The organism is Curtobacterium sp. NPDC092190, from assembly GCF_044755625.1.
GTDB lineage: Bacteria > Actinomycetota > Actinomycetes > Actinomycetales > Microbacteriaceae > Curtobacterium.
Map to the genome: position 1 here is coordinate 112,195 of NZ_JBIVRJ010000001.1, position 17,479 is coordinate 129,673.

The following is a 17,479-nucleotide window of genomic DNA, read 5'->3' on the forward strand; positions in this document are numbered from 1 at the left end:
CCGACCCGGCGCCCTGGACCGGAGACCCGTCCCGGCGGGCTGGCCCGCGCAGCAGGAGCCGCCCCGGTGAGGACGGTCGGGTGACGGACGGGAGGCCCGTGGCGGTGTCGCTACGGGCCTCCCGTCCGTCGTCGTGGTCGGCGTCTAGGCGACGCGGCTGCTGACCGTGTCGGCCAGCGACAGCAGCTGGTCGCGCGCCGACGGCGTCAACGGCGCGGCCTCGAGCGCTGCCTTCGCGCGCTGCACGTGCCGGTCGATCGAGCGCTCGACGGCGGCGACCGCCCCGGACTCGGTGAGCGTGGCGCGCAGCATCTGCACCTGCTCCTCGTCGAGGTCGGGGTCGCCGAGCAGCTCGTCGAGCAGCTGCCTCGGGCCGGGCGGGAGCGCCTTGCGGGCCGAGGCGATGAGGACGGTGCGCTTGCCCTCGCGGAGGTCGTCGCCGGCGGGCTTGCCGGTGACCTCGGGGTCGCCGAACACACCGAGCACGTCGTCGCGGAGCTGGTACGCGACGCCGAGCGGCAGGCCGAAGGACCGCAGGCCGTCGAGCTGCGCCTCCGAGGCGCCGGCGACCAGGGCGCCGATGACGAGCGGTGCCTCGATCGAGTACTTCGCCGACTTGAAGACGATGACCCGCTGTGCCCGCACCAGGTGCTCGGTCTCGTCGATCGTCGGCCAGGCGGTCTCCTCGTGCACGTCGAGGTACTGCCCCGCGGTCACGTCGAGCCGCATCGCGTGGAACTCCTGGCGGACGATGCGTGCGCGCGCCGGGTCGAGGAGCGCGAGCCCCTCGTCGAAGACGGAGTCGCTCAACGAGAGCAGGACGTCCCCGAGCAGCAGCGCCGAGTTCGTGCCGTACAGCGAGCGGTCGCCGACCCAGCCGGACTCCTCGTGCAGGGACTCGAAGCGGCGGTGCGCGGCAGGACGACCACGACGGGTGTCCGAGCGGTCCATGATGTCGTCGTGCACCAGGGCGGCGGCGTGGAAGATCTCGAGCGCGGCGGCCACCGTGACGACGGCCTCGGCCGTGGTCTGGCGGGAGCCCTCGGCGAGGGGGTCGAAGGACCCCGAGCGGCCGGCCACGGACTGCCATCCCCAGTAGCAGAACAGCGCTCGGAAGCGCTTGCCGCCGGACAGCAGGTCACGGGCGTACCGGTCGAACGGCGCGAGGTCCGGGCTGATCGCGAGGAGCCGATCACGCTGCTCGTCGAGTGCCCGTCCGACCCGTGCCGAAACGAGGTCCACTAATCGCGTACTCTCAGCCACGACTCCTACCCTAGTGGAGCGGTCGAGTCATAGAATCGGTCCACTTCAGCGATGCCACAACCCGGCGGTAGCGCGGCACACCAGCGGTCGTCAGACAGCATCCCCAGGAACAAGAGGGAAACGAGATGCCACTCTCGGAGCAAGAGCAGCGACTCCTCGAAGAGATGGAGCGGAGCCTCTACCAGAACGACTCCGACTTCGTGGCGCGTGTCACGCGCCGCGAGGGACGCGCGAGTTACACGTCCATCACGATCGGTGTGCTCGGTGCCCTCGTGGGGATCGCCATCGTCATCGTGGCGCTCGTCGTGAAGCAGCCGTGGCTCGGACTGCCGGGATTCGTGGTGATGCTCGCCGGTGTGCTGTACGCACTGCGCCCGGGGATGCGGATGTCGAAGTCCGGGGCGAAGGCGCCGCGGGCGAAGGGGCAGTCCGCGGGTCGGCCGTCGCGGCCGTCCTCCTCCGGTGGCTCCTTCATGGACCGGATGAACGAGCGCTGGGACAAGCGCAACGACCCGGGGCAGCAGTAGCCGCGCCGCACTCCCTCCACACGCCTCCACGGGGCCGGTCCTTCGGGACCGGCCCCGTCGTCGTGTCCGGGTCGCAGTCGTCCGTCTCCGCGCGCAGCGGGCGCGATCCGCGCGGAGGAGGTAGATCCGCGCGTAGGCGCACGTTCCTTCTGGCGTCCTTCGCGCGGATCGGTGCTCCATTCCGGGCGTGATGGGAAGGAACGGGCGCGGCGAGGGGCCTGCCGGGAACGCTGCGGACGGGAGGCGCGGGGCGGTCGTGCGCCGAGCCTCCCGTCCGGCGCGCCCTCGGCTGCTCCCGAGTCTGCGAATGTCCTCCACTTCCCTCCACCCCCTCCACTCCGCTCCACGTCCGCGTGCTTCCGGGGATGTGACGCGCAGAGCAGCGAGCTGCGAGCCCCAGTGTCCACCCCAGATCGGGGGATCGGAGCGGATTCGGGAGCGCCGATCGTTCCGCGGGGAGCGAAGTGGAGTAAAGTGGGGGTCACGACGGTCCGGTGGAGCGGAGGGGAGGTCCCGACGTGCTGCTCGGTACCCATGCCCCGAAGCTCGACGAGAAGGGTCGCGTGATCCTCCCCGCCAAGTTCCGGGACGAACTGTCCGGCGGACTCGTGATGACCCGTGGGCAGGAGCGCTGCGTCGTCGTCTTCAGTGCGGACACGTTCGAGCAACTGCACGAACGGATCCGGACGGCTCCGATGACGTCGAAGCGCACCCGGGACTACATGCGCCTGTTCCTCTCCGGAGCGAGCGCGGAGACCCCGGACAAGCAGAACCGCGTGACGATCCCGCAGAACCTCCGTGAGTACGCGGGGCTCGAACGGGACCTCACGGTCATCGGCAGCGGTGACCGTGCCGAGATCTGGTCGACCCCCGCGTGGGAGGCCTACTACGCCGAGGTCGAAGAGGGCTTCGCCGACAACGACGAGGAGGTGATCCCGGGGATCTTCTGATCCGCGGATCGGGACTCCCAGCCGTGGTGCCCTGACACACCTTCCCCGGTGTCAGGTCGCATGGATGGGGATCCGGGTGCGTGGCCCAGACGGTCACAGGGGCTGCACATGGCCGAAGACCAGCCGAAGTTCCCGCACACGCCGGTGATGCTCCAGCGCATCGTCGACCTGTTCGTCCCGGCCCTCGACGGCCCGGGCAAGGTCGTCGTCGACGCGACCCTCGGGATGGGCGGCCACTCCGAGGCGCTGCTCGGACGGTTCCCGGAGCTCACGCTCATCGGGCTCGACCGCGACACCGACGCCCTCGGCATCGCGGGGGAGCGGCTCGCTCGCTTCGGCGACCGCGTGCGCCTCGTCCACACCGTGTACGACGGGATCGTCGACGCGGTCGAGGGCGAGGGCTTCCGCCAGGTCGACGGCGTGCTGTTCGACCTCGGCGTCAGCTCGCTGCAGCTCGACCGCGCCGAGCGCGGGTTCGCCTACAGCCAGGATGCCCCGCTCGACATGCGGATGGACCGGACCGAGGGGCAGACCGCTGCCGACGTCCTCGCGACCTACGACGAGGGCGAGCTGCGCCGGATCTTCCAGCGGTACGGCGAGGAGAAGCTCGCCGGTCGGTACGCCCGTGCGATCGTCGAGCGTCGCACCGAGCGCCCGTTCGAGATGTCGGGTGACCTCGTCCAGGTGCTGCACGACGCGACACCCGTGGCCGTGCAGCGGCAGGGGCACCCGGCCAAGCGCGTGTTCCAGGCGCTCCGCATCGAGGTCAACGCCGAGCTCGCCGTGCTCGAGCGGGCGATCCCCGCCGCGCTCGACGTGATCGCGGTCGGTGGTCGGATCGTCGTCGAGTCGTACCAGTCGCTCGAGGACCGCCTCGTGAAGCGGGCACTGGTCGAGCGCACCACCTCGAGCGCCCCGGCAGGACTACCCGTCGAGCTGCCGGAGCACGCTCCCACCTACTCCCTCGTCGTCAAGGGCGCGGAACTGGCCGACGAGGCCGAACGCGCCGCCAACCCCCGAGCCATCCCCGTGCGCCTGCGCGCGGCCGAGCGGATCCGGAAGTGACATGAGCACGAACCTCGCACTCGTCGACCCCGTCGGCGCACCGACCCGTGCCCCGCACCCACCGCGCCGGGAGCGACCCGAACTCGTCGAGGTCGCGCCCTCGAGGGCGCAGCGCCGAGCACGGCCGAAGATCGCCTACGCGGTGGTCGGCGTCGTGTCGCTCGGTGTGCTGCTCCTCGCGCAGCTCGGCATCAGCATGGTGCTGAGCCAGGGGGCGTACACGCTGGACTCGCTCGGCGCCGAGCAGACGGGGCTCTCCCGGACGCAGCAGTCGCTGTCCGAGGAGCTCCGGGTGCTCGACTCGCCCCAGAACCTGGCGCGCAACGCCAAGGCACTGGGGATGATCGCGAACTCCACCCCGGTGTACCTCGACCCGAAGACCGGCCACGTGTACGGCACGCCGACCCCGGCGGCCCCCGACGAGGCGACCGCGAGCGGCGACAACCAGGTGCCGAACGCGCTCCTCGACCCGGTCCCGCTCGCCGCCGGCCCGGACGCGTCCGCCGGCGGGGCGAGCACGACCGACGGTGCCGCCGGCACCGGTGCGACCCCGGCCGACGGCACCACGAGCACGACCGGCGGCAGCACGGACACCAGCGCGGGCGGGACGTCGGCGACCGGTGCCCAGCAGGGCGCTGCGACGGCCGACACTGAGAAGAGCGCAGGCACCAGCGAGTCGGGACGGACCGGCTCGACCACCGACGTAGAGTCCGACGCGAACCCGCTCCAGGCACCCACCACCCGGTGACCTGCGGGCGGGATCAGACTGCCGCACCACCCGGGAAGGACCGCACCGCGTGACGAAGACGATCCGCAACCCTCGACTGCGCTACAGCGTGGTGATCATCGCCGTGATCGCCCTCGTCGCGGTCTTCGTGATCCGACTGGTCGACATCCAGGTGGTGCAGGCAGCGGCGCTGAACGAGGCGTCGAAGGCGAAGCGGAGCATCCCGGTCACCATCTACGGCAACCGCGGTGCGATCGTCGACCGCAACGGCACCGAACTCGCGGAGAGCGTCAACCGCTACAACATCGTCACCTCGCCACGACTCGTCGCGGGCTTCGACGGCAAGCTCGGCGGCGAGCGCACGAAGAAGGTCTCGGTGGACGACGCCCTGCAGGCGTTGGCGAAGGCGTCCGGCGGTGACGTGCAGGCGATGCAGAAGGCGATCGCAGCCGACCCGAAGTCGGACTTCGCCTACCTGGTCAAGGGGCTCGACGTGAAGCACTACGAGGCGGTCGTCGCCCTCGGCATCCCGTGGGTCTACAAGGAGCAGCAGTCCGCCCGCGTCTACCCGATGGGCGCCACCGGCGGTGCGCTGACCGGGTTCATGGGCACCGACGGCGCCCAGGCCGGCCTCGAGTACTCGTACGACCAGTGCCTCGCGGGTAAGAACGGTTCGGAGACGTACGAGCGCGGCGAGGACGGCGTGCAGCTCCCCGGGAGCACCCGGACCACGGAGCAGGCCAAGGACGGCGGCACGCTCGAGACCACCATCGACAGCGACCTGCAGTACATGGCGCAGCAGACGATCGCGTCGGCGGCGCAGTCGCTGCAGGCGGAGTCCGCGACCGCGACCGTCGTCGACGTCAAGACCGGTGAACTCCTCGCCGTCGCCGACTGGCCCACCGTGGACCCGAACGACGTCGACGCGACCACGGACAAGGGGGCGTACGGCTCCCGTGCGCTGACCTCGACCTACGAGCCCGGTTCGACCATCAAGGCGGCGATCGCGGCCGCGCTCATCGACCAGGGCAAGTCGAGCCCGACCGACCGAGCGGTGGTGCCGTACTCGCGGTCCTTCCCGTGGGGCGGCAAGATCCAGGACTCCGAGCTCCACCCGACCGAGAACCTGACGCTGACCGGCATCCTCCAGAACTCCTCGAACGTCGGCATCACCGAACTCGGCGAGCGGTTGTCGACCCAGCAGCGGTACGACTACATGAAGAAGTTCGGCCTGTTCGAGCGCGAGTCGGCGATCCAGTACCCCGGCCAGCCGGGCATGCAGTACGGCGCGAGCCCGGACTGGGACCAGCAGACGAACATCAACTCGATGTTCGGGCAGGGAATCTCGACGACCGCCGTCCAGGTCGCGAGCGTGTTCCAGACCCTCGCCAACCAGGGTGTCCGGATCCCGCTCCACATGGTGAAGGGCTGCAAGACCTCCGACGGCAAGGTGATCGACGCGCCCGACGTGCAGGGCACGCGCGTCGTGTCCGCTGCGGCAGCCGACCAGACCGTCAAGATGCTGCAGAGCGTGGTCACGGGCGGCACGCTCGTCGGGATGAAGCCGATCTCCGGCTACAACATCGCGGCGAAGACCGGTACCGCCGAGGTCGCCGAGGGCGGGAAGGGCTACGGCGGCCAGCGCATCACCTCGGTGGCCGGAATGGCACCCGCCGAGGACCCCCAGTATGTTGTCACGGTGACGTTCACGAAGCCGCAGACCAACAAGTGGTCCAGCGGAGCGGCTCCGGCGTTCCGCACTCTCATGTCCCAGGTGCTCGAGAAGTACCGAGTAGCCCCCTCCACGGCCGAGGCGCAGCTGTACCCGTCCACGTGGTGAGGAAGAAGGAGCACTTGTCCGCACGGATCCCCCCGGTCCTCCGACCCGAACACCCGACCCCGAGGAGCGTCGCCGAACTCGCGAACGCGTTCGGCATGCGCGTGGTCGGCTCCGTCGACGCCGTCGAGACGACGGGCGTCACGCTGAGCGCTGCCGAGGTGCAGCCGGGTGACCTGTTCGTCGGCGTGCACGGCGCGAACCGACACGGCGCCCAGTTCGCGACCGAGGCCGCCGAGCGCGGTGCCGTCGCGGTGCTGACCGACGCCGACGGCGTCGCACTCGCCGAGCCCTCCGGCCTGCCGGTGCTGGTGGTCGAGGACCCGCGCGCCGCGCTCGGCGACGTCTCGGCGTGGGTCTACCGCACCCACCCGGACGAGGCCACCGACCTGCCGCAGCTCTTCGCGACGACGGGCACGAACGGCAAGACCAGCACGTCGTACATCCTCGAGGGCATCCTCAAGCAGCTCGGCCTGGTCACCGGCCTCAGCTCGACCGCGGAGCGCCACATCGGCTCGCTCAGCGTGACGAGCCGCCTGACCACCCCCGAGGCGAGCGAGATGCACGCGCTCCTGGCCCGCATGCGCGAGTCCGAGGTCCGCGCCGTCGCCGTCGAGGTCAGCGCCCAGGCCCTGAGCCGCCACCGCGTCGACGGCATCGTGTTCGACGTCGCCGGGTTCACGAACCTGTCCCACGACCACCTCGACGACTACGCCGACATGGAGGAGTACTACCAGGCGAAGCTCCCGCTGTTCCAGCCCGAGCACGCCCGTCGCGGCGTCGTCTCGCTGGACACCGACTGGGGGCACCGCGTGGTGCAGGACTCCCGCATCCCCGTCACGACGATCACGGTGCACCCCGAGGTCGAGGCCGAGTGGCACGTCGACATCGTCGAGGCGCACGCGGCCTACACCGAGTTCCGCCTCACCGGGCCCGAGGGGCGCGAGCTCACGACCCGTGTGCCGCTCATCGGCTGGCACATGGCGGCCAACGCGGCGCTCGCGATCGTGATGCTCGTCGAGGGCGGGTTCGAGCTCGGTGCCATCGCGCACGCCCTCGGCTCGAACCACCGGCACTACGCGGACCAGACCGACGAGCAGCCGGTCAGTGCCATCGAGTGCTACCTGCCCGGTCGGACCGAGCGGGTGTCGGGGGACGCCGGCCCGAGCGTCTACGTCGACTTCGGTCACAGCGCCGACGCCTTCGAGAACACGCTGGCGGCCGTCCGGCAGTTCACGCCGGGCAAGGTCCTCATGCTCTTCGGCGCCGACGGCGACCGCGACACGACGAAGCGCGGCGACATGGCGCGCGTCGCCGCCGCGGGGAGCGACATCCTCGTCGTCACGGACCACCACCCGCGCTTCGAGGACGCCGCGTCCATCCGGAAGACCCTGGTCGACGCCGCGCGGGAGGCCTACCCGGACCACGAGACGTACGAGGTCAGCCCGCCGGAGGCGGCGATCCGCACGGCCGTGAGCCTGGTCGGCGACGGGGACTCGATCCTCTGGGCCGGCCCCGGCCACCAGGACTACCGCGACATCGCGGGCGTCCGGACGCCCTACTCGGCGCGTGACGAGGCCCGGCAGGCACTGCGCGAGGCCGGCTGGGAGCCGAACTCCGGCCCGGCGGAGGAGACCCGATGATCGCCCTGACCCTCGCCGAGATCGCCGCCGCGATCGGCGGCGAGCTCGTCAGCGGTGCCCCGGAGCAGGTCGTCGACGGCAGCGTCGAGACCGACTCGCGCCTCGTCGACACCGGCAGCGTGTTCTTCGCGCTGCTCGGGGAGGAGACCGACGGCCACCGCTTCGTGCCGAACGCGGTCGAGGCCGGTGCGGCCCTGGTCGTGACCGAGCGCGCCGTGGACCTGCCCGACGGCGCCGGCACCGCGCAGGTCGTCGTGTCCGACGGCTACGCCGCCCTCGCCGCCCTCGCGCACGAGGTCGTGGCGCGGGTCCGCGCCTCGAGCGCCCACCGCGTCGACGAGCAGGGACTGCCGGCGCCGCTGCGCGTCGTCGGCATCACCGGTTCGAACGGCAAGACGAGCACCAAGAACATGCTCCGCACGATCCTCGAGCAGCACGGTGCGACCGTGGCGCCGCAGGGATCGTTCAACAACCACGTCGGCGCCCCCGTCTCGATGCTCCGCATCACCCACGACACGCGGTTCCTCGTGGTGGAGATGGGTGCCAGCGGCAAGGGGCACATCGCGAAGCTCGTCGCGATCGCCGAGCCGGACGTCGGTGTCGTCCTGAAGGTCGGGCTCGCGCACGCCGGCGAGTTCGGCGGGATCGAGGCGACCCAGCGCGCGAAGTCGGAGATGGTCACCGACCTGCCCGCCACCGCGACCGCACTGCTCAACGTGGACGACGACCGCGTCGCGTCCATGCGTGCCCTCACCGACGCGACCGTCGTCGGCTTCGGCACGTCCGCCGGCGCGGACTACCGCGTCTCCGGCATCGAGACGGACCGCAGCGGTACGCGCTTCACGCTCACCGCGCCTCCCGTCCCGGCCGAGGCCGCCGCGGACCGTCCTGGAGGCACGTCCCCGGTCCCGCAGACCGTCGACGTCCGCCTCGCCATCCTCGGCGAGCACCACGCGATGAACGCGTCGGCCGCCCTCACCGTCGCCCACCTGTGGGGCGTCCCGCTCGCCGCCGGCGCCGAGGCGCTCGCGTCGATGACGCGGGCCGAGCGCTGGCGCATGGAGCTCCTCCAGGGCGGACCGGAGGGCGTGACCGTCATCAACGACGCCTACAACGCGTCGCCGGACTCGACGGCCGCCGCGCTCCGCACCCTGGCGCAGGTCGTGCGTCCGGGGGAGCGCTCCGTCGCCGTGCTCGGCGAGATGGCGGAGCTCGGGGAGTTCTCGACGGAGGAGCACGACCGCATCGGTCGGCTCGTCGTCCGTCTCGGCATCGGACAGCTCGTGGTCGTCGGACCCGGGGCCGCGCCGATCCACCAGGCCGCCACCCTCGAGGGATCGTGGGACGGCGAGTCTGTGTACATCGAGGACGTCGACGCAGCCGTCCACGCCCTGCAGGAGATGGTCCGCCCCGGCGACGTCGTCCTCGTCAAGTCCTCGAAGTCCGCCGAACTGCGATTCCTCGGCGACCGCCTCGGAGGTGTCACCGAATGATCGCGCTCCTCGTCGCCGGCGCCGTGGCGCTGGTGTTCACACTGCTGCTCACACCGCTCTTCATCAAGCTGTTCCACCGCCTCGGCTGGGGACAGTTCATCCGTGACGACGGCCCGCAGTCGCACCACACGAAGCGCGGCACCGCGACCATGGGCGGCATCGTCCTGATCATCGGCGCGGTGCTCGGCTACTTCGTCGGACACCTGGTGGGCCGCGACTCGGTCACGCTGTCCGGACTGCTCGTGCTCTTCCTCATGGTCGGGCTCGGGTTCGTCGGGTTCATCGACGACTTCCTCAAGGTCCGTCGGCAGCGGAGCCTCGGGCTCGGCGGCTGGGCGAAGGTCCTGGGGCAGGTCATCGTCGGCGTCGTGTTCGCGACGATCGCCCTCGTCGTGCCGACCGGCAACGGCAAGCCCCCGGCATCGACGATGATCTCCGCGATCCGCGACGTCCCGTGGTTGGACTTCATGGTCCTCGGAACCGTCATCGGGACGATCCTGTACCTCGCGTGGATCGTGCTGCTGACGGTGTCCACGTCGAACGGCGTGAACGTCGCCGACGGGCTGGACGGCCTCGCCACCGGCTCGAGCATCCTGGCGATCGGGTCGTACGTCATCATCGGCTTCTGGCAGTCGAACCAGATCTGCGGCGGCGTCCGACTCGACGAGAGCACCGCGCACGCCTGCTACAGCACGTCCGACCCGCTCGACCTCGCGGTCGTCGCGGCCGCGGTCTGCGGTGGCCTGATCGGGTTCCTCTGGTACAACACCTCGCCGGCGCAGATCTTCCTCGGCGACACCGGCTCGCTCGGCCTCGGCGGAGCGCTGGCCGGCCTGGCGATCCTCAGCCGCACCGAGCTCCTGCTGATCCTCATCGGTGGGCTGTTCTTCATCGTGACCGGCTCGGTCATCCTGCAGCGCGCCTACTTCAAGATCACCCACGGCAAGCGCATCTTCCGGATGAGCCCGCTGCACCACCACTTCGAGCTGAAGGGGTGGGCCGAGGTGACCGTCGTCGTCCGGTTCTGGATCATCGCGGGGCTCTGCGTCGCGGCCGGTGTCGGGCTCTTCTACCTGGAGTGGATCGCCCGTGTCGGCTGACGCCCGTCTCGAAGGACTCGACAGCTGGTACGCCGAGGGCTGGAAGGGGCTTCGGGTCGCCGTGCTCGGCCTCGGCTCGACCGGCTTCTCCGTCGCCGACACGCTCGTGGAGCTCGGCAGCGACGTGGTCGTCCTCGCGCCGGACGGACCCGCCGACACCGTGGAGCTGCTCGACGTGATCGGCGCCCGGTTCGAGCGCACGTCGCTCGACACCGTGCCGGCCGCCCTCGTGGCCCAGGCCCCGGACGTCGTCGTCGTGTCGCCCGGTCTGCCGCCCCACAACGCCACGGTCCGCTGGGCGGTCGAGCACAGCACCGTGTGGGGGGACATCGAGCTCGCCTGGCGCGTGCGCGACAAGGTCGTCCGTGGCCCGATCGCCGCACCGTGGGTGACCATCACGGGGACGAACGGCAAGACCACGACCACGCAGCTGACGACCGCGATGTTCGCGGCCGCCGGGCTCCGCGCGGTCGCCTGCGGGAACATCGGCGTACCGGTGCTCGACGTCGTCCGCGACCCGGAGGGCTTCGACGTGCTGGTCGTCGAGCTCTCGAGCCACCAGCTGCACTACATGCCCACCTCGGGCGACGGTGCCGTCGTGCCGCTCGCGAGCACCTGCCTCAACATCGCGGACGACCACCTCGAGTGGCACGGCTCCGCCGAGGCGTACCGCGCGGCGAAGGCCAAGGTCTACGAGCGCACCGTGACGGCCTGCGTCTACAACACCTCGGACGAGGCGACCCGTCGCATGGTCGAGGGTGCCGACGTGGTCGAGGGGTGCCGTGCCGTGGGCTTCACGCCCGGGGTCCCCGCGCCGGGCGACGTCGGGATCGTGGACGACGTGCTCTGCGACCGCGCCTTCACCGAGGACCGGCGCAACAGCGCGCTCGAGTTCGCCACCGTGGCGGACCTCGACCAGGCCGGGCTCGCGAGTCCGCACATGACCATGAACGTCCTCGCCGCGGCCGCCCTCGCGCGTGCTGCCGCCGTCGAGCCCGCGCACATCCGCGCTGCCGTGCAGGGCTTCCGCGCCGACCACCACCGGACCGAGCACGTCGCGACGGCGGACGGCGTCGCCTGGGTCGACGACTCGAAGGCGACCAACCCGCACGCCGCCACGGCATCGCTGGCATCGTTCGAGACCGTCGTCTGGATCGTCGGCGGGCAGTTCAAGGGCGTCGACATCGACGGCCTCGTCGAGCGCTTCGGCCCCACGGCCCGAGCGGTCGTCGTCATCGGGACGGACCGGACACCGGTGCTCGAGGCATTCGCGCGACACGCGCCGACGGTCCCGGTCCTGCAGGTCGAGGCGACGGAGACTGATCACGTCATGCCCGAGGCGGTCCGGCATGCCGCATCGGTCGCACGACCGGGCGACACGGTCCTCCTCGCCCCCGCGGCGGCGTCGTTCGACCAGTTCGGTTCGTACGCGGACCGGGGGCGCCGGTTCGCGGCGGCGGTCCACGAACACCTGGGAGGCACAGCCGATGGCGACCACGGATCTCCCGAGCGGCCGTAGCGGCGGCCGCACGACGGGCAGCACCGGACACACGGGAACCGCGTCCGCGGGCGGCGAGCACGCCGGTTCGCAGCGCCGTGCGCGGGGCGCCGTCGTCGCGGTCAAGAACGTCTTCGTCGCCGAGTCGAGCACCTTCTACACGATCCTGGGTGTCACGCTCTTCCTCGTCGTGTTCGGCGTCGTGATGGTGCTGTCGTCGTCGAGCGTCGAGCAGTACGCCGCCACCCACGACTTCTTCGGCGCAGCGTCCAAGCAGGGGCTGTACGCCGTGCTCGGCGTCCCGCTCATGCTCGTCGCGAGCCGCGTCCCCGCGCGGCTCTGGCGGAAGTGGGCGATGCGGATCCTCGCCGCGGCGCTGGTCCTGCAGCTGCTCGTCTACACGCCGCTCGGCATCGAGATCCAGGGCAACCGGAACTGGATCAAGCTCGGCTCGTTCAGCGCCCAGCCGTCCGAGGCCGTCAAGCTCGGCATCGCCCTGGCCGTCGGCGCGATCATCTACGTGAAGCGTGACCGGCTGCGGGAGTGGAAGGAACTGTTCGTGCCGGTCGGCATCGCAACGGTGCTGCCGCTCGGGATGGTGCTGCTCGGCGGTGACCAGGGAACCGCGATGATCATGCTGGTCCTGCTGCTCGGTGCGCTCTTCATCGGGGGCGCGCGGGCGAAGCACCTGCTCGTCATCCTCGGGGTTGTCGCCGTCGTGCTGCCGTTCGTCACGATGGCGTCGGCCTCGCGGCAGTACCGCATCGACGCGTGGCTCTCCGGATGCACCGACTCGAACCAGTACCAGGACCTCTGCTGGCAGCCCGTGCACGGCATGTGGGCCCTGGCGTCCGGTGGCGTGTTCGGCGTCGGCCTGGGCAACTCGAAGGCGAAGTGGTCGTGGCTGCCCGAGGCGGACAACGACTACATCTTCGCGATCATCGGCGAGGAACTCGGGCTCATCGGCGCCGTGGTCGTGCTGGCGCTGTTCATCGTCCTCGCGGTCAGCATGATCAAGGTCATCCGCCAGTCGGACGACCCGTTCGTCCGGACGGTCACCGGCGCGATCCTGGCCTGGATCATCGGGCAGGCGCTCGTCAACATCGCGGTGGTGCTCGGCCTGCTGCCGGTCCTCGGCGTGCCGCTGCCGCTCATCTCGGCCGGTGGATCGGCCCTCATCATGACCCTCGTGGCGATCGGCGTGGTGCTGTCCTTCGCCCGCGAACTGCCCGGCAAGGGCCGGACCGCGGCACCGCGTGCCGGCTCCGCACCACAGAACGGAGTGCTCCGGTGAGCACCTACCTCTTCGCCGGCGGTGGCACCGCCGGACACGTCAACCCGCTGCTCGCGGTCGCCGACCGGCTGACCGAGCAGGACCCGGACGCCCGCGTGCTCGTCCTCGGCACCGCCGAGGGGCTCGAGTCGCGACTCGTGCCGATGCGCGGTTACGAGCTGTTGACGATCCCGCGCCTGCCCTTCCCGCGCCGGCTCGACGCCCGGGCGCTCCGGTTCCCCGCCGGCTTCCTCGGTGCGGTCCGACGCACCGAGCGCTTCATCCGCGAGCACGACGTCGAGGTCGTCCTGGGCGTCGGCGGCTACGCGGCGGCGCCGGCCTACATCGCTGCGAAGCGGACCGGGACGCCGATCGTCGTGCACGAGCAGAACGCCAAGCCCGGGCTCGCGAACCGGCTCGCCGCCCTGCTGACCCGGCACGTGGGCCTGACGTTCTCGAACACCCACCTGCGCCACGGACGCGTGGTCGGGATGCCGCTCCGCAGGGAGGTCGAGACGCTCGACCGCCGTGCCGCGCGGGCCGAGGGCCTGGCCGAGTTCGGCCTCGACGCGGACCGCCCGGTGCTGCTCGTCACGGGCGGCTCGTCCGGTGCGCGGAGCATCAACACGACGGTGAACCGCTCGGCGACGGCGATCGTCGACGCCGGGTGGCAGGTCCTGCACGTCGTCGGCGGCAAGTCCGACATCGGACCGAGCGACCTCGACGGGTACCACGTCCTGCCGTACTGCGACCGCATGGACCTGGCCTACGCCGCGTCCGACTTCGTCGTGTCCCGCTCGGGTGCCGGCATGGTGTGCGAGCTGACGGCCGTCGGGTTGCCGAGCGTGCTCGTCCCGTACCCGGTCGGCAACGGCGAGCAGCGGCACAACGCGGCGGACGTCGTCGGCGCCGGGGGAGCGGTGCTCGTCGACGACGCGGCGTTCACGGACGAGTGGGTGACGTTCCAGCTGCTGCCGATCCTGCGTGACCGTGCGCGGATCGCCGACATGGCCGTCCGAGCCGGCAGCGTCGGACACCGCGACGGGGCGGACCGGATGACGGCCCTCGTGCGCGAGGCCGCGCAGCGCACCAGCACCAGCACCACGGAGGAACGATGACCATCAAGCCGGACCTGACCCAGCCGATCCCGGACGACCTCGGCACGGTCCACTTCGTCGGCATCGGCGGCTCCGGGATGAGCGGCATCGCGCGGATGTTCCTGGCCGCCGGGCACCGGGTCACGGGCAGCGACTCCCGCGAGACCGCGACGACCGGCACGATGCGCGACCTCGGCGCCGAGGTGCACATCGGCCACGACGCCGCGAACCTCGCCGATGCCGACACCGTGGTGGTCACGAGCGCGCTGTGGCCGGACAACCCCGAGCTCCTCGAGGCGCAGCGTCGCGGGCTCCCGGTGCTGCACCGGTCCCAGGCCCTCGCCGCGCTGATCGCCGAGCACCGCCTCGTCGCGGTCGCCGGCGCGCACGGCAAGACCACCTCGACGGGCATGATCGTGACCGCCATGGTCGAACTCGGCCTCGACCCGAGCTTCGTCAACGGCGGCGTCATCCAGTCGCTCGGCACGAGTTCGGCCCCCGGCGCCAGCGACCTGTTCGTCGTCGAGGCGGACGAGTCCGACGGGTCCTTCCTGCTCTACGACGTCGCGGTCGCGCTCATCACGAACGTGGACGCCGACCACCTCGACCACTACGGCAGCGAGCAGGCCTTCATCGACGCCTTCGTCGAGTTCGCCGCGAAGGCGAGCGAGCGCATCGTCGTGTCGAGCGACGACGCGGGCGCGAAGCGCGTCACCGAGGGCGTGCGGGCCCGCGAGCACGCACCCGAGGTCGTCACCTTCGGCGAGGCCGCCGACGCTGACGTCCGCATCGAGCGCATCGTCGAGGCGGCGAGCGTCGAGGTCGACCTGCGCGCCGGCGGGGAACACCACCACATGACGCTCCGGGTGCCCGGCCGCCACAACGCCGTCAACGCGGTGGGCGCCTTCGCGGTGCTCACCGGGTTGGGTGTCGCGCCCGCCGACGCGATCCGGGGTATCGAGGCGTTCGGCGGCACCGAGCGTCGCTTCGAGCTGCACGGTGTCGAGCGCGGGGTCTCGGTGTACGACGACTACGCGCACCACCCCACGGAGGTCGCGGCCGCGCTCCGCGCAGCACGCAACGTCGTCGGCGACGGTCGGATCATCGCGATCCACCAGCCGCACCTGTACTCGCGCACGCGGCTCATGGCCGGCGACTTCGCCCGCGTCTACGAGGAGCTGGCCGACCACACGGTCGTGCTCGACGTCTACGGCGCCCGCGAGGACCCGGAGCCCGGCGTCACGGGTGCCCTCGTGCAGGAGCGCTTCGTGGACCAGTCCAGGGTCGAGTTCCTGCCGGACTGGGACGACGCCGCTGCACGCGCGGCCGAGGTCGCCCGCGACGGCGACATCGTCATGACGCTCAGCTGCGGCGACGTGTACCGGATCATCCCGCAGGTGCTCGGTGCGCTGCGGCACGACGGCGACGGGGACCGCGCGCAGTGAAGCGTCCCGAGGGCTTCGACGGGCGTCCGGAGGAACCGGAGGCCCCGGCCGACGGTGCCCGCGCACCGCGGCAGCGCCGTGGTCCCCTGACGTCGCGTCGACCGGCACGCGGAGCGGCGGCGGACGGCCGGGAGGCGCGCCCCGCCACCGCCCCGCCACCTCCCGCCGACGAGCCGGTCGCCTCCACCGCCGCGCCGAGCCCCGACGAGCACCGCGCGACGTCGAGACCCTCGTCGAAGCCGGCGTCTGCGCAGGGGCAGCGCGAGCGCGCGGGCGCCCTCGCCAACGCCGCCGGCCGCCGCCTCGGTGCCGGCTGGTCGAGCGTGGCCGAGCGCCTGCGCGAGTACACCCCGGACGAGGAGCACGCGGGCAGGACGTCCGCCGCTGCCCGGGACGGCGGCGCCGCGTCGCGCACCGGTGCGGACACCGCGCCCCGCGGTGCGGGCGCGACCACGACCGACCCGACGACCCAGGAGTCGACCCCGGACGACGCGACCGGTGCGGCCACCGTCACCGACGTGATCGACGCGCCCGGTGCTGCCCGCCCGACGGCCGACGACGAGCACGGGTCTCCGATCGGTGCCGGCGTCCGCGCTGCCGAGACCGCGCGCGAGGCACGGGTGGCGAGACGTCGCCGTCGGCTGCTCGAGCGGGCCGAGGTGCGGCGCTTCACCCGGCGTGCACGACACCGCCGTGCTGCCTGGATCACCGCGGGCACCGTCGTGGTGGTCTTCGGCGCGTCGATCCTGGTCGCCGTCTACTCGCCGCTGATGGCCCTGCGCACGATCGAGGTCCGCGGCACCGAGCGGGTCGACGCGACCGCGCTCCGCCAGGCGCTCTCCGACCAGGTGGGCACCCCGCTGGCCCGCATCGACTTCGGCGAGGTCAAGCGCGACATCGCCGGCTTCCCGCTGATCGAGAGCTACGTCACCGAGGAGGTCCCGCCGCACACCCTCGTCGTGACCGTCACGGAGCGGACACCCGTCGTCGCCGTCCGTTCGGGGGACTCGTTCGACCTGGTCGACCCGGCGGGCATCGTGGTGCAGTCGTCGCCGGACCGTCCGGAGGGCGTGCCGGTCGCCGACGTGCAGCGCGCCGAGCTCGGCTCGCCGGTGTTCCGGACGATGACCGAGGTCGTGCTGTCGCTGCCGTCGACGGTCCGTCGGCAGGTCACGGACGTCCGGGCGACCACTGCCGACGACGTCACGCTCACGCTCGACGACGGGTCGACCGTGGTCTGGGGCAGCCCGGACGCCTCCGACGCGAAGGCATCGCTGCTCGCGGCCCTCGTCGCGGACCACGCGTCGCGCGATCCCGACACCGAGGTCGAGTTCGACGTCTCGGCACCGGACAACGGCATCGTCCGACCGGCGCAGTGACGAGCGGAGGGTCCGACGACCGCCGCCGAGCCGCTCGCGGCGGGAATCTCGGCGACGCGATCCGCGACACGCGGCGTGGCGGGGCGACAGCCCGCGGAGCGCACCCGTAGCGTCGTGGAAGCACCGCAACTACCAGCATTGCCCCTGAACTTCAAGTAGAGGTTGAGGGTTCGACCGGAGGC

General features: G+C 71.7%; 14 protein-coding genes. 13 read left to right on the forward strand and 1 reads right to left on the reverse strand.

Annotation, left to right across the window (positions count from 1 at the left end; translation table 11 throughout):
• Nucleotides 1-144: 144 nt before the first annotated feature.
• Nucleotides 145-1,263, reverse strand: a complete 1,119-nt coding sequence (locus tag ACIQFY_RS00535; RefSeq protein WP_400337774.1) for a polyprenyl synthetase family protein — start codon at nt 1,261-1,263, stop codon at nt 145-147.
• A 125-nt stretch (nt 1,264-1,388) separates the two neighbouring features.
• Here ACIQFY_RS00535 and ACIQFY_RS00540 point away from each other — a divergent pair, with 125 nt between their 5' ends.
• The 13 genes from ACIQFY_RS00540 to ACIQFY_RS00600 all read left to right on the forward strand — a co-directional run bounded on the left by ACIQFY_RS00540 (nt 1,389) and on the right by ACIQFY_RS00600 (nt 17,297).
• Nucleotides 1,389-1,790, forward strand: coding sequence for a DUF3040 domain-containing protein (locus tag ACIQFY_RS00540; protein WP_326496210.1), 402 nt, complete (start codon nt 1,389-1,391; stop codon nt 1,788-1,790).
• Between the two features lie 518 nt (nt 1,791-2,308).
• Entirely contained in the window at nt 2,309-2,740 is a 432-nt protein-coding gene (mraZ, locus tag ACIQFY_RS00545; RefSeq protein WP_058729729.1) for a division/cell wall cluster transcriptional repressor MraZ, read from the forward strand.
• A 108-nt stretch (nt 2,741-2,848) separates the two neighbouring features.
• The gene (rsmH, locus tag ACIQFY_RS00550; RefSeq protein ID WP_326496209.1) at nt 2,849-3,805 is read left to right on the forward strand and encodes a 16S rRNA (cytosine(1402)-N(4))-methyltransferase RsmH; all 957 of its coding nucleotides are present in this window, start codon (nt 2,849-2,851) and stop codon (nt 3,803-3,805) included.
• Nucleotide 3,806: 1 nt separating this feature from the next.
• On the forward strand, nt 3,807-4,553 hold the full coding sequence (locus ACIQFY_RS00555) for a hypothetical protein (RefSeq protein WP_251154930.1): 747 nt from the start codon (nt 3,807-3,809) through the stop codon (nt 4,551-4,553).
• Between the two features lie 49 nt (nt 4,554-4,602).
• Nucleotides 4,603-6,372 (forward strand): penicillin-binding protein 2, encoded by a 1,770-nt coding sequence (locus ACIQFY_RS00560; protein ID WP_326496208.1) that lies wholly within the window; start codon nt 4,603-4,605, stop codon nt 6,370-6,372.
• Nucleotides 6,373-6,386: 14 nt separating this feature from the next.
• On the forward strand, nt 6,387-8,012 hold the full coding sequence (locus ACIQFY_RS00565; RefSeq protein ID WP_400337782.1) for a Mur ligase family protein: 1,626 nt from the start codon (nt 6,387-6,389) through the stop codon (nt 8,010-8,012).
• Nucleotides 8,009-9,505, forward strand: coding sequence for a UDP-N-acetylmuramoyl-tripeptide--D-alanyl-D-alanine ligase (gene murF, locus ACIQFY_RS00570; RefSeq protein ID WP_251160127.1), 1,497 nt, complete (start codon nt 8,009-8,011; stop codon nt 9,503-9,505). The genes ACIQFY_RS00565 and murF overlap by 4 nt, the downstream gene beginning before the upstream one ends.
• Nucleotides 9,502-10,605, forward strand: a complete 1,104-nt coding sequence (gene mraY / locus ACIQFY_RS00575; RefSeq protein ID WP_066653744.1) for a phospho-N-acetylmuramoyl-pentapeptide-transferase — start codon at nt 9,502-9,504, stop codon at nt 10,603-10,605. The genes murF and mraY overlap by 4 nt, the downstream gene beginning before the upstream one ends.
• Nucleotides 10,595-12,124 (forward strand): UDP-N-acetylmuramoyl-L-alanine--D-glutamate ligase, encoded by a 1,530-nt coding sequence (gene murD / locus ACIQFY_RS00580; protein WP_326496205.1) that lies wholly within the window; start codon nt 10,595-10,597, stop codon nt 12,122-12,124. Before mraY ends, murD begins: the two co-directional genes overlap by 11 nt.
• The gene (ftsW, locus tag ACIQFY_RS00585) at nt 12,093-13,397 is read left to right on the forward strand and encodes a putative lipid II flippase FtsW (protein ID WP_400337787.1); all 1,305 of its coding nucleotides are present in this window, start codon (nt 12,093-12,095) and stop codon (nt 13,395-13,397) included. The genes murD and ftsW overlap by 32 nt, the downstream gene beginning before the upstream one ends.
• Nucleotides 13,394-14,494: a UDP-N-acetylglucosamine--N-acetylmuramyl-(pentapeptide) pyrophosphoryl-undecaprenol N-acetylglucosamine transferase gene (locus tag ACIQFY_RS00590; RefSeq protein ID WP_326496203.1), complete on the forward strand. Its 1,101-nt coding sequence runs from the start codon at nt 13,394-13,396 to the stop codon at nt 14,492-14,494. The genes ftsW and ACIQFY_RS00590 overlap by 4 nt, the downstream gene beginning before the upstream one ends.
• The gene (gene murC, locus ACIQFY_RS00595; protein WP_326496202.1) at nt 14,491-15,918 is read left to right on the forward strand and encodes a UDP-N-acetylmuramate--L-alanine ligase; all 1,428 of its coding nucleotides are present in this window, start codon (nt 14,491-14,493) and stop codon (nt 15,916-15,918) included. Before ACIQFY_RS00590 ends, murC begins: the two co-directional genes overlap by 4 nt.
• Complete coding sequence (locus ACIQFY_RS00600) at nt 15,915-17,297, forward strand: FtsQ-type POTRA domain-containing protein (protein WP_400337791.1); 1,383 nt, start codon at nt 15,915-15,917, stop codon at nt 17,295-17,297. Before murC ends, ACIQFY_RS00600 begins: the two co-directional genes overlap by 4 nt.
• The last annotated feature ends 182 nt before the right edge of the window (nt 17,298-17,479 follow it).

What these genes read in the sequence shown, in the direction of transcription:
- ftsW (WP_400337787.1), top strand. Translation starts at nt 12,093, where the DNA reads ATGGCGACCACGGATCTCCCGAGCGGCCGTAGCGGCGGCCGCACGACG.
- mraY (WP_066653744.1), top strand. Translation starts at nt 9,502, where the DNA reads ATGATCGCGCTCCTCGTCGCCGGCGCCGTGGCGCTGGTGTTCACACTG.
- ACIQFY_RS00555 (WP_251154930.1), top strand. Translation starts at nt 3,807, where the DNA reads ATGAGCACGAACCTCGCACTCGTCGACCCCGTCGGCGCACCGACCCGT.
- murF (WP_251160127.1), top strand. Translation starts at nt 8,009, where the DNA reads ATGATCGCCCTGACCCTCGCCGAGATCGCCGCCGCGATCGGCGGCGAG.
- rsmH (WP_326496209.1), top strand. Translation starts at nt 2,849, where the DNA reads ATGGCCGAAGACCAGCCGAAGTTCCCGCACACGCCGGTGATGCTCCAG.
- murC (WP_326496202.1), top strand. Translation starts at nt 14,491, where the DNA reads ATGACCATCAAGCCGGACCTGACCCAGCCGATCCCGGACGACCTCGGC.
- ACIQFY_RS00540 (WP_326496210.1), top strand. Translation starts at nt 1,389, where the DNA reads ATGCCACTCTCGGAGCAAGAGCAGCGACTCCTCGAAGAGATGGAGCGG.